The following is an 11521-nucleotide window of genomic DNA, read 5'->3' on the forward strand; positions in this document are numbered from 1 at the left end:
CGCTGAGGTTGTGCGGGGGGGGGCCCGGGGGGGGGGGCGGGGCTACCCGGGCCCACCCCGGCGGCCGTAACCGGGGGCGGCGGGGGGGGGCCGGGGCCCCCCCCCGGCTTGTCGGTCAGTCGGTCTCTTCTTCCTCCACCCACCCCATGGTGCGCTCCACGGCCTTGAGCCACTTCTTGTACTCGCGCTCCCGGGTGGCCTCGTCCATGCGCGGGGTCCATTCGGCGGCGCGGTGCCAGTTGGCCCGCAGCGTGTCGAGGTCGGTCCAGAAGCCGACGGCGAGTCCGGCTGCGTAGGCGGCGCCGAGGGCGGTGGTCTCGGCCACGTACGGGCGCTCGACCGGGACGTCCAGGACGTCGGCGATGTTCTGCATGAGCAGGTTGTTGCTGGTCATGCCGCCGTCGACCTTGAGGGCGGTGAGCTCGACGCCGGAGTCCTTCTGCATGGCGTCGACGACCTCGCGGGTCTGCCATGCGGTGGCCTCCAGGACGGCCCGGGCCAGGTGGCCCTTGGTGACGTACCGGGTCAGGCCGGCGATCACACCGCGGGCGTCGGAGCGCCAGTACGGGGCGAACAGGCCGGAGAAGGCCGGGACGAAGTAGGCGCCGCCGTTGTCCTCGACGGTGTTGGCGAGGGTCTCGATCTCGGCGGCGGTGGAGATGATGCCGAGCTGGTCGCGCAGCCACTGGACGAGCGAGCCGGTGACGGCGATCGAGCCTTCCAGGGCGTAGACCGGGGCCTGGTCGCCGATCCGGTAGCCGACGGTGGTCAGCAGGCCGTGGTACGAGTTGACGATCTTCTCGCCGGTGTTGAGCAGCAGGAAGGTGCCGGTGCCGTAGGTGGACTTGGCCTCGCCCTCGTCGAAGCAGGTCTGGCCGAACAGCGCGGCCTGCTGGTCGCCGAGCGCGGAGGCGACCGGGACGCCGGCCAGGTCGCCGACGGCCTCGCCGTAGACCTCGGCGGAGGAGCGGATCTCCGGCAGGACGGCCATCGGCACGCCGATCGACTCGGCGATCTTGTCGTCCCACTGCAGGGTGTGCAGGTTCATCAGCATGGTGCGGCTGGCGTTGGTGACGTCGGTGACGTGCTTGCCGCCGTTGACACCACCGGTGAGGTTCCAGATCACCCAGGTGTCCATGGTGCCGAACAGGATGTCGCCGGCCTCGGCGCGCTCGCGCAGGCCCTCGACGTTGTCCAGCAGCCAGCGGATCTTCGGGCCGGCGAAGTAGCTGGCGAGCGGGAGGCCGGTCTCGCGGCGGAAGCGGTCCTGGCCGACGTTGCGGCCGAGCTCGCGGCAGAGGCCCTCGGTGCGGGTGTCCTGCCACACCAGCGCGTTGTGGACCGGCTCGCCGGTGTTCTTGTCCCACAGGACGGTGGTCTCGCGCTGGTTGGTGATGCCGATCGCGCGGATGTCGTCCTTGGTCAGGCCGGCCTTCTCCAGCGCGCCGCGGACGACCGACTGCACCCGGGTCCAGATCTCGGCGGCGTCGTGCTCGACGTAGCCGGGCTGGGGGAAGATCTGCCGGTGCTCCTGCTGGTCGACGGCGACGATCCGGCCGTCGGCGCCGAAGATGATGCAGCGGCTGGAGGTGGTGCCCTGGTCGATCGCGGCGATGTAGTTGCCAGTGGAGGTCATCAGAGGGTCCTCGGCTCAGGATTCGGGGGTTCGGGGTGGGTGGGCCCGACGTAGTGGTCGGTCCCCGTGCTCGGCGGGTTCGAACCCGGCCCTTTAGAACATCGCGTTGTACAGACCGCCGGCCAGCGCGCCGCCGATCAGCGGGCCGACGACCGGAACCCAGGCGTACGACCAGTCGGAGCCGCCCTTGTTCGGGATGGGCAGCAGCGAGTGCACGATGCGCGGGCCGAGGTCGCGGACCGGGTTGATCGCGTAGCCGGTGGGGCCGCCCAGCGAGAGGCCGATGCCGACGACCGTGAGGGCCACGATCAGGGTGCTGAGGCCGCCGGCGGCCAGACCGTCGTTCTTGCCGAGGGTGAGGATCGCCATGCAGAGGATGAAGGTGCCGATGACCTCGGTGACGACGTTCTGGATCGGGTTCCGGATCTCGGGCCCGGTCGAGAAGATGCCGAGGGTGGGCTCCTCGTTGGCCTGGAACTGGCCGAGGTAGGTGAGCCAGACCAGCACGGCGCCGATCATCGCGCCGAGGAACTGGGAGCCGAGGTAGAGCGGCACCTGGTTCCAGTCGCCGCTCTTGATGGCGAGCGCGATGGTGACGGCCGGGTTGAGGTGGGCGCCGGACTTCGGAGCCGAGATGTAGGCGGCGATCAGGACCGCGAAGCCCCAGCCGAAGGTGATCGCCAGCCAGCCGGCGTTGAGGGCCTTCGACTTCTTGAGGGTCACGGCGGCGCAGACGCCGCCACCGAGAAGTATCAGGGCGGCGGTGCCGAGGGTTTCGCCGACGAAGACGTCGCCGTTGGAGAACGCGGACACAAAGACTCCCTTGTCCATATGGCCCGGAGGTGTGGGTGGGGGCGGCCGGCCGATCGTTGTGCGGGTGAGCGCATCGGGGGATTGATCTTCCCGGCCATCGTTCGACAATGTCGACCGTTATGCGGAAGCTTCCTCCCCTGGTTGCCCTCACGTCAAGGCAGGGTTACGGAGCTGTGACCCTTCCCCCGAAGTTACCCAGCGGAGCGGGCCAAACCGGGGCAAAACGCCAAGGCGCGGACAGGCCGATGCCCGTCCGCGCCTCAGCGTGACGATGTGGCCGCCGGTGCGGCCCGGGGTTTCAGAAGCGCCCGGCGCCCAGATCGCGCGAGATCGCCCGTGCCGCGCTGCGCACCGAGGCCACCAGCGACGGCTTCACGAAGCCGTCCTCGCAGACCCGCTCCACCGGGCCGCTGATGCACACCGCGCCCACCGGGTTGCGCCGCCGGTCCTGGATCAGCGCGCCGATCGAGGCCACGCCCTCCCAGGTCTCCTCGATCGAGTCCGTCCAGCCGCGCTCACGGATCAGCGCGCACTCGGCGTCCACGTCGGCCGCCTCGGTCAGCGTCCGCAAGGTGTACGACTCGTACGGCCCGTCGCCCAACTCGCCTCGCGCGACCGGGTCGTAGGCCAGCAGCACCTTGCCCAGCGCGGTGCTGTGCAGCGGCTGCATCGAGCCGACCTCCAGCACCTGCCGGGTGTCGTCCGGCCGGAAGACGTGGTGCACGACCAGCACGCCCTGCTGGTGCAGCACCCCCAGGTAGACGGTCTCGCCGGCCGCCCGGGCCAGGTCGTCCGCCCAGACCAGCGCCCGTGCCCGCAGCTCGTGCACGTCCAGGTAGCTCTGCCCCAGCCGCAGCAGTTCGGCGCCCAGCTGGTACTTGCCGCTCTCCGGGTCCTGCTCGACGAACCCCTCCTGCTGGAGCGTGCGCAGGATGCCGTGCGCGGTGCCCTTGGCGAGTTCCAGCGCCGTCGCGACCTCGGACAGGCCCAGGCGGCGCTCACCGCCGGCCAGCAGGCGCAAGATCGCGGCGGCCCGGGAGAGCGACTGGATCGGGCCGGGCATGGGGACCTCCGCGCTGACAGGCGGTCGACATTGTCGACCGCAGTGGTAACGGGACGAGTCTGCCAGGCCGTCGCCGGTCCGTGCACCTTCCCCCTCGGTAACCCGCGCTCGGCCGTCCGTTAACCTCCGCCGCCCGCCGCCCGCCGCCCGCCGCCCGCCGCCCGCCGCGCCGCTCACACTCAGACGTCCCTCACCCCCCGACGTCGCTCGAGCGCCCCCGTCGCACCGCGACCTCCGCCGCCAGCGCGGCGATCCCGTCCGGCCCCACCCGGCAGCAGCCGCCCACCAGCCGTGCGCCGCCCGCCAGCCAGCCGCCCACCCGGGCCGAGCGGAACGTCGGCTCGCCGCGCCAGTCCCGGCGCGCGGCGTCCCACTCCTCCCCGCTGTTCGGGTACACCACCACCGGCTTGCCGGTCACCTCGGCCGCCAGCGCCACCGCCCGGTCCGCGTCCTGCGGGGTGCAGCAGTTCACGCCCACCGCCAGCACCTCGTCCACCCCGGCCGCCAGCGCGAACGCCTCCGCCAGCGGCTGGCCCGCCCTGGTCCGGCCGCCCGCCACGCTGAACGACAGCCAGGCCGGCACGCCCAGCCCGCGCACCAGCTCCAGCAGTGCCCGCGCCTCGTCCGCGTCCGGCACCGTCTCCAGCGCCAGCACGTCGGGCCCGGCCGCCGCCAGCGCCTCCAGCCGCGGCCGGTGGAAGGCCACCAGCTCCGCGGTGCTCAGCCCGTACCGGCCCCGGTACTCCGAACCGTCCGCCAGCACCGCCCCGTACGGCCCCACCGACGCCGCGACCCAGCGCCGCCGCCCGCCCGGCTCGGCCCGCGCCGCCTCCCGGGCCAGCTCCACGCTGCGCGCCAGCAGCCGTGCGGCCTGGGCCCGGCCCACTCCGCGCCGGGCGAAGCCCTCGAAGCTCGCCTGGTAGCTCGCCGTGATGGCGACGTCCGCCCCGGCCGCGAAGTACGCCCGGTGCGCCGCCACCACCGCCTCCGGCGCGTCCGCCAGCAGCCGCGCCGACCACAGCTCGTCGAGGAGGTCGTGCCCGGCCGCCGCCAGCTGGTTCGACATCCCGCCGTCCAGCACCAGCGGACCGGCCGCCAGCGCCGCGGCGAAGTCCGGCAGGGGAGCAGTGGGCATGGGGCCTCCTCGGGCGCGGTCGTTCCTGGTCACAGCCTAGAAGCCGGGCATCCCCGCGGACCCGGAAAACCATTTGCCGCCGGGGAACGGAATCGCTACGTTGTGCTCAGCCAGAGAACGACAGCACCCCGTACGGCGGCGAGCGCGGAGAGGAGCCGGTGATGGAAACGGACGACCCGTCCACCCCGCCCCCGACCACGCCCGCGAGCGAGCAGGACGAGCAGGAGTGGCTCGCCGCCTACGACCCGCGCGCCTACGCCCCGATCGCCGTCACCGTCGACGTGGTCGCCCTGACCTTGCGCCACAGCGGCCTGCACGTCCTGCTCGTCCAGCGCGGCGCCCCGCCCTACCAGGGCTGCTGGGCCCTGCCCGGCGGCTTCCTGCGCGCCGGAGAGGAGAGCCTGGACGAGGCCGCCGCCCGCGAACTCGCCGAGGAGACCGGCCTGCTCGGCGGCTCCGAAGTCGAGGCCGCGCTCTGCCGCGTCCACCTCGAACAGCTCGGCACCTACGGCGCCCCCGAGCGAGACCCGCGCATGCACGTCGTCTCCGTCGCCTACCTCGCCTTCGCCCCCGACCTGCCCGACCCGCAGGCCGGTACGGACGCCGCAGCCGCCACCTGGCACCCCGTCGCCGACCTCGACCTGGGCACCCGGCCCGGTGGCCGACCCCGAGCCGGGGGGGGGGGGGGGCCCCCCCCCCCCCGGGGGGGGGGGGGGGGGGGCCCCCCCCGCCCCCCCCCCCCGCCCCCCCCCCGCCCCCCCCCCCCGCCCGCCCCCCGCGCGGGCCGCGCGCGCGCGGCCCCCCGCGCGGGCGCGCGGGCGCCCCCCCCCCCCGGGGGGGGGGGGGCGCCCCCCCCCCCCACCGGCCAGTCCTCCCGCACGCTCGCCTTCGACCACGCGCGCATCCTCGCCGACGGCCTCGACCGCGTCCGGGCCAAACTCGAGTACAGCCCGCTCGCCACCGCCTTCCTGCCCTACGACTTCACCATCCCCGACCTGCGCGCCGTCTACGAGGCCGTCTGGGACGAGAAGCTCCACCCCGGCAACTTCCACCGCAAGGTCCTCTCCGTCCCCGGCTTCGTCGAGAGCACCGGCGCCACCACCGCCCGCGGCGGCGCCCGCGGCGGCCCCCGGGCCCGCACCTACCACGCCGGAGACGCCAGCCTCCTGCACCCCGCCCTGCTCCGCCCCACCCGCGACGGCGAACTCCGCTGACGGCCGCCGCGCGCACCCGGCTACCATCCGGCCATGACCACTGACGACCCGACACGCGCGGTCAACCAGCCGTTCTCCCACTGCCACTTCTGCGGCACGTCCTACCCGGCAGGCACCGACCGCTGGCCCCGCACCTGCCCCGGCTGCGCCGAGATCAGCTACCGCAACCCGCTGCCCGTCGTGGTCACCCTCCTCCCGGTCACCCGCCCCGACGCCGACCCCACCCTCGTCGTCATCCGCCGCACCATCGAGCCCGGCTACGGCCAACTTGCCTTCCCCGGCGGCTACGTGGACTACGGCGAGAGCTGGCAGCAGGCGTGCGTGCGCGAACTGTGCGAGGAGACCGGCATCCTGGCCGACGCCGCCGACATCACCCTGGTCGCCACCGACTCCGACGCCAGGGGCGGCTTCCTCTGCCTCTTCGGCCTGCTCCCGGCCCGTCCGCTCGCCGAACTCCCGCCCTCGCGCCCCACCGACGAGACCGACGGCTGGCAGCTCGCCGCCCCCGACACCCCGCTCGCCTTCCCGTTCCACACCCGGGTCTCCCGCTCCTGGTTCGGCGGCGAGTTCAGCGGTGAGTCCAGCGGCGGAATCTCCGGCCGCTGACCGGCCCGGCACCCACCGGGCGGACCCTGGCGCAGCGGCCGCTCGCATGGCATGGTCTGCACCGACAGCCCAACCGGACGGGCCTGCCACAAGCACTCCCGTCCCCACCACCGGCCGGGAGACCACCACCGTGAGCACCCCACCCCAGGACCAGCCGCTCTGGCGCCCCAACCCCGCTCGCGCCGCAGCCACCAGCCTGGTGGCCTTCCAGGCCTGGGCCGCCGAACACCACGGCGCCCCGGCCGCCCCGCTCGCCCCGGCCGCCGACGACCAGCAGGCCGCCCAGCGCTACGCCGACCTGCACGCCTGGTCCACCGCCGACCTCGACCGCTTCTGGACCGCGATCACCCAGTGGTTCGACGTCCGCTTCACCCAGGCCCCCGAGGCCGTCCTCGCCGACCCCGCCATGCCCGGCGCCCGCTGGTTCCCCGGCGCCCGCCTCAACTACGCCGAACACGCCCTGCGCGCCGCCGAGGACCCGGCCAACGCCGACCGCCCGGCCGTCCTGCACCTCGACGAGACCACCGAACAGCCGGCCGTCCTCACCTGGTCCGAACTGCGCCGCCAGGTCGGCTCGTTGGCCGCCGCCCTGCGCGCCCGGGGCATCGGCCCCGGCGACCGCGTCAGCGCCTACCTGCCCAACATCCCGCAGGCCGCCGTCGCCCTCCTCGCCACCGCCGCCGTCGGCGCGATCTGGACCAGCTGCGCCCCCGACTTCGGCGCCCGCAGCGTCCTGGACCGCCTCCAGCAGATCGAACCCGCCGTCCTCTTCGCCGTCGACGGCTACCACTACGGCGGCAAGGACCACGACCGCACCGAGGTCGTCGCCGAACTGCGCCGCGAACTCCCCACCCTGCGCACCGTCGTCCACGTCCCGCTGCTCGGCGCCCCCGCCCCCGAGGGCGCCCTGCACTGGGACGACCTGGTCGCCGACGACGTCGAGCCGGTCTACGAGGCCGTCCCCTTCGACCACCCGCTCTGGGTGCTCTACTCCTCCGGCACCACCGGCCTGCCCAAGGCCATCGTCCAGAGCCAGGGCGGCATCCTGCTCGAACACCTCAAGCAGGCCGGCCTCCACCTCGACCTCGGCCCCCGGGACCGCTTCCTCTGGTACACCTCCACCGGCTGGATGATGTGGAACTTCCTGCTGGCCGGCCTCCTGGTCGGGGCCACGATCGTCACCTACGACGGCAGCCCCGGCCACCCCGACACCGGCGCGCTCTGGTCGGTCGCCGCCCGCACCCGCGCCACCGTCCTCGGCACCTCCGCCGCCTACGTGATCGCCAGCCGCAAGGCCGAGCTGCACCCCGGCCGCGACCTCGACCTCTCCGCCGTCCGCTGCATCGGCACCACCGGCTCCCCGCTCCCGCCCGACGGCTTCCGCTGGATCTACGAGGAGGTCAAGGAGGACGTCTGGCTCGCCTCCGTCAGCGGCGGCACCGACGTCTGCTCCTGCTTCGTCGGCGGCGTCCCCACCCTGCCCGTCCACCTCGGCGAGATCCAGGCGCCCTGCCTCGGCGCCGCCGTCGAGTCCTGGGACGTCCAGGGCCACCCGCACACCGACACCGTCGGCGAACTCGTCGTCACCAAGCCCATCCCGTCCATGCCCACCGGCTTCTGGAACGACCCCGAGGGCACCCGGTACCACGACAGCTACTTCGACATGTACCCCGGCGTCTGGCGCCACGGCGACTGGATCACCGTCACCTCCCGCGGCACCGTCGTCATCCACGGCCGCTCCGACTCCACGCTCAACCGCCAGGGCGTCCGGATGGGCTCCTCGGACATCTACGAGGTCGTCGAACGCCTCCCCGAGATCGCCGAATCCCTGGTCATCGGCCTGGAGGAGCCCGACGGCGGCTACTGGATGCCGCTGTTCGTCGTCCTCGCCCCCGGTGCCGAGCTCGACGAGGGGCTGATCGGCCGCATCCGCACCTCGCTGCGCACCCAACTCTCCCCGCGCCACGTCCCCGACGAGGTCATCGCGGTGCGCGGCCTCCCGCACACCCTCACCGGCAAGCGCATCGAGGTCCCGGTCAAGCGGATCCTCTCCGGCACCCCGCTGGAGCAGGCCGTCAACCCCGGCTCCGTCGACGACATCGACCACCTGCGCTTCTTCGAGCAGCTCCGCCGCGATCGGCAGGCCCGAGCCTGACCGGACACGCCGAAGGGGGGCGGGCCCCCCCCCCCGGGGGGGCCCCCCCCCCCGGGGGGGGCCCGGCCTCACCCCCCCCCCCACCCCGCGGGCGGCGGGCCCCCCCCCCCCCGAGCCGGCCCGGCCCCCCCGAGGGGGGGCCCCCACCGCCCCGGGGGGAGCCCCCCTTCCTGCTGTTCGCCCGTCCTACTCGCCCGACAGCACCTGCTGCGCGGCGGCCCGCGCCTCCTCGGCGCTGTCCGTCGCCCGGGCCGCCTCGGCCGCCCGGCGGCACTGCGCCAGCGTGTACTTGGCCAGCGTCGAGCGCACGTAGGGGATCGAGGCCGAGCCCATCGAGAGGCTGGTGACGCCCAGACCGGTCAGCACCACGGCCAGCAGCGGGTCGGCGGCCGCCTCACCGCAGACGCCGCAGCTCTTGCCGGTCGCCTGCGCCGCCTCGGCGGCCGCGGCGATCAGGTCCAGCAGCGCCGGCTGCCACGGGTCCTGCAGCCGGGCCAGCGCGCCCACCTGACGGTCGGCGGCGAAGGTGTACTGCGCGAGGTCGTTGGTCCCCAACGACAGGAACTCGACCTCCTGGAGGATCGACCGGGCCCGCAGCGCGGCCGACGGGATCTCCACCATCGCGCCGAACTTGGCCTCCAGCCCCGCCTCGCGGCACGCCTGGGCGAAGTCCTTGGCGTCCTTGCGGTCGGCCACCATCGGGGCCATCACCTCAAGGTGCACCGGCAGGCCCTCGGCGGCCCTGGCCAGCGCCCGCAGCTGCGTCCGCAGCACTTCCGGGTGCTCCAGCAGGGTGCGCAGACCGCGCACACCGAGCGCCGGGTTCGGCTCGTCGGCGGGGGTGAGGAAGTCCAGCGGCTTGTCCGCGCCCGCGTCCAGCGCCCGGACCACGACCCGGCCCTCCGGGAACGCCTCCAGCACCTTGCGGTACGCCTCGACCTGCTTCTCCTCGGTGGGCGCCTTCGCGGAGTCGTCCAGGAAGAGGAACTCGGTCCGGAACAGGCCGACGCCCTCGGCGCCGTTCTCCAGTGCGGCCGGCACGTCCGCCGGGCCGCCCACGTTGGCCAGCAGCGGCACGCGGTGGCCGTCCGAGGTCTGCCCCGGGCCGGAGGACGCGGCCAGCGCGGCCTTGCGCTGGGCGGCGACCGCCCGCAGCTCGTCCTGCTTCTCCTGCGAGGGCTCCAGCAGCACGTCACCGGAGCTGCCGTCCACGGCGACGACGGTGCCCTCGGCGACGTCCGTCGCAGCGGGCAGCGCGACCACGGCCGGCACGCCCAACGCCCGCGCCAGGATGGCGCTGTGGCTGGTCGGCCCGCCCTCCTCGGTCACGAAGCCGAGCACCAGCGTCGGGTCGAGCAGCGCGGTGTCGGCCGGCGCCAGGTCCCGCGCGAACAGCACGTACGGCTCATCGCTGTCCGGCACGCCCGGCATCGGCACGCCCAGCAGCCGGGCCACGATGCGGTTGCGGACGTCGTCCAGGTCGGCGACCCGCCCGGCCAGGTAGTCGCCGGCGGAGGCGAGCAGCGCCCGGTAGGCGGCGAAGGCGTCGTACACACCGCGCTCGGCGCTGCTGCCGACGGCGATCCGGCGGGACACGTCGGCCATCAGCTCCGGGTCCTGCGCCATCAGCGCCTGGGCCTCCAGGACGGCCTGCGCCTCGCCACCGGCCAGGTTGCCGCGGGCGATCAGGTCCGCGGCGACCGCCTCGACGGCGGCCTGGGCGCGGGCCTGCTCGCGCGGGGCGTCCTCGGTCGGGATCTGGGTGGCCGGGGGCTCCAGCACCGCCGTCCCCATGTGCCGCACCTGGCCGATCGCGACCCCGTGGCTGACACCCACGCCGCGCAGCGTCTTCTTCATGTCACCTGTCTCCGCTGAGAGGAGCGGCCCCGCCGGGAACCGCTGTGTGCCGGGCCGCCCCGACAACTCCTGCGGGGCGGGTGTGTGCAAAGTAAGAGGTCAGTTCCAGCTGAACAGGGCCTCGCCGGAGACGGCCTCGCCGTCCTCCCGCAGGCCGCCGAGCGAGTCGGCGTTCGCCTCCAGCGCCACGATCGGCGAGATGGGCGACTTGCCCGCGGCCTCGACGGCGGCCGGGTCCCACTTGATGACGGCCTGACCGCGGGTCACCGTGTCGCCCTTGTTGACCAGCAGCTCGAAGCCCTCGCCGTTCAGCTGCACGGTGTCGATCCCCAGGTGGGTCAGTACACCGTGGCCCTCGGCGTCCACCACGACGAACGCGTGCGGGTGCATGGAGACGACGACGCCGTCCACCGGAGCGACCGCCTCGGTCGGCCGGCGCTCCGGGTCGATCGCGGTGCCGGGGCCGACCATCGCGCCGGAGAACACCGGGTCGGGCACGCCGGCGAGCCCGACGACCTTGCCGGTCAGCGGCGACGTCACAGTGGTCATGGTTGTGCCTCCCAAGTGAGCGGTACAGCGAGCGGCCGCGAGCAGCGGCAGGACGATCGACTGAAGCCTAAATCATGTCAACTTCGGACATCTGCTGACATTCCCGGGCGAAGACCCACGCCCAGCCCGGCCCGTCGTCCGGCGGCTCACCGACCGTTTAGTGGTCTAGTCCTCTTAGTCGATGCGCCGCACTCTACAGGCATCTTGGCGAATCGGGACCATTGCTGTATATGCTCGCGAGAGCAACAAATCATGCCGCCGACCGGGTGACACCGGGAGCGCCTCGATTCGCACTCCGGCGGGCGACCCGCTATGGTTGGCCGAGTCGCCGCGACTTGGCGGTTAACACCAGATTTCAGATGCGAAAACCTCCGGTAAACGGAGCGGAAAACATCTGGTAAGCTGGGAACACGAAAGAACGAAGCGCCCGGAGGGCCCGCTGGAAGGCGGTCCGAAGGAAGTGTCCGTTCCTTGAGAACTCAACAGCGTGCCA

At 73.7% G+C, this 11521-nt stretch carries 9 protein-coding genes; 3 read left to right on the forward strand and 6 right to left on the reverse strand.

Going from position 1 to position 11521, the window contains the following annotated elements:
* Positions 1 to 115: 115 nt before the first annotated feature.
* The 4 genes from glpK to mmuM form a co-directional block, all read right to left on the reverse strand.
* Complete coding sequence (gene glpK / locus ACFV61_RS29700) at positions 116 to 1636, reverse strand: glycerol kinase GlpK (protein ID WP_363377288.1); 1521 nt, start codon at positions 1634 to 1636, stop codon at positions 116 to 118.
* Between the two features lie 93 nt (positions 1637 to 1729).
* Complete coding sequence (locus tag ACFV61_RS29705; protein ID WP_063350191.1) at positions 1730 to 2467, reverse strand: MIP/aquaporin family protein; 738 nt, start codon at positions 2465 to 2467, stop codon at positions 1730 to 1732.
* 280 nt (positions 2468 to 2747) lie between these two features.
* Positions 2748 to 3512 (reverse strand): IclR family transcriptional regulator, encoded by a 765-nt coding sequence (locus ACFV61_RS29710; RefSeq protein ID WP_063350192.1) that lies wholly within the window; start codon positions 3510 to 3512, stop codon positions 2748 to 2750.
* Between the two features lie 190 nt (positions 3513 to 3702).
* Entirely contained in the window at positions 3703 to 4647 is a 945-nt protein-coding gene (mmuM, locus tag ACFV61_RS29715) for a homocysteine S-methyltransferase (RefSeq protein WP_380494953.1), read from the reverse strand.
* 161 nt (positions 4648 to 4808) lie between these two features.
* Here mmuM and ACFV61_RS29720 point away from each other — a divergent pair, with 161 nt between their 5' ends.
* Genes ACFV61_RS29720 through ACFV61_RS29730 form a run of 3 tightly spaced genes read left to right on the forward strand, consistent with a single transcriptional unit; the run spans position 4809 to position 8622 of the window.
* Positions 4809 to 5861 carry an NUDIX domain-containing protein gene (locus tag ACFV61_RS29720; protein WP_380494954.1) on the forward strand — a complete coding sequence of 351 codons (1053 nt, stop codon included), beginning with the start codon at positions 4809 to 4811 and terminating at the stop codon, positions 5859 to 5861.
* Positions 5862 to 5894: 33 nt separating this feature from the next.
* Positions 5895 to 6467, forward strand: a complete 573-nt coding sequence (locus tag ACFV61_RS29725; protein ID WP_380380391.1) for an NUDIX domain-containing protein — start codon at positions 5895 to 5897, stop codon at positions 6465 to 6467.
* A 46-nt stretch (positions 6468 to 6513) separates the two neighbouring features.
* Entirely contained in the window at positions 6514 to 8622 is a 2109-nt protein-coding gene (locus ACFV61_RS29730) for an acetoacetate--CoA ligase (protein WP_380494958.1), read from the forward strand.
* 186 nt (positions 8623 to 8808) lie between these two features.
* On the opposite strand, the gene ptsP is transcribed toward ACFV61_RS29730, so the two are convergent.
* Complete coding sequence (ptsP, locus tag ACFV61_RS29735) at positions 8809 to 10479, reverse strand: phosphoenolpyruvate--protein phosphotransferase (RefSeq protein ID WP_063350197.1); 1671 nt, start codon at positions 10477 to 10479, stop codon at positions 8809 to 8811.
* Between the two features lie 99 nt (positions 10480 to 10578).
* Positions 10579 to 11028: a PTS glucose transporter subunit IIA gene (locus tag ACFV61_RS29740; RefSeq protein WP_063350198.1), complete on the reverse strand. Its 450-nt coding sequence runs from the start codon at positions 11026 to 11028 to the stop codon at positions 10579 to 10581.
* Between the last annotated feature and the right edge of the window lie 493 nt (positions 11029 to 11521).

Origin of the sequence: Kitasatospora sp. NPDC059817, assembly GCF_042731835.1 — a bacterium.
Taxonomy (GTDB): Bacteria; Actinomycetota; Actinomycetes; order Streptomycetales; family Streptomycetaceae; genus Kitasatospora.

Excerpts from the sequence above, each read along its gene's own strand:
- glpK (WP_363377288.1), bottom strand. The coding sequence starts at position 1,636 with ATGACCTCCACTGGCAACTACATCGCCGCGATCGACCAGGGCACCACC.
- ACFV61_RS29705 (WP_063350191.1), bottom strand. The coding sequence starts at position 2,467 with ATGGACAAGGGAGTCTTTGTGTCCGCGTTCTCCAACGGCGACGTCTTC.
- ACFV61_RS29740 (WP_063350198.1), bottom strand. The coding sequence starts at position 11,028 with ATGACCACTGTGACGTCGCCGCTGACCGGCAAGGTCGTCGGGCTCGCC.
- ptsP (WP_063350197.1), bottom strand. The coding sequence starts at position 10,479 with ATGAAGAAGACGCTGCGCGGCGTGGGTGTCAGCCACGGGGTCGCGATC.
- ACFV61_RS29720 (WP_380494954.1), top strand. The coding sequence starts at position 4,809 with ATGGAAACGGACGACCCGTCCACCCCGCCCCCGACCACGCCCGCGAGC.
- ACFV61_RS29710 (WP_063350192.1), bottom strand. The coding sequence starts at position 3,512 with ATGCCCGGCCCGATCCAGTCGCTCTCCCGGGCCGCCGCGATCTTGCGC.
- ACFV61_RS29730 (WP_380494958.1), top strand. The coding sequence starts at position 6,514 with ATGGCATGGTCTGCACCGACAGCCCAACCGGACGGGCCTGCCACAAGC.
- mmuM (WP_380494953.1), bottom strand. The coding sequence starts at position 4,647 with ATGCCCACTGCTCCCCTGCCGGACTTCGCCGCGGCGCTGGCGGCCGGT.
- ACFV61_RS29725 (WP_380380391.1), top strand. The coding sequence starts at position 5,895 with ATGACCACTGACGACCCGACACGCGCGGTCAACCAGCCGTTCTCCCAC.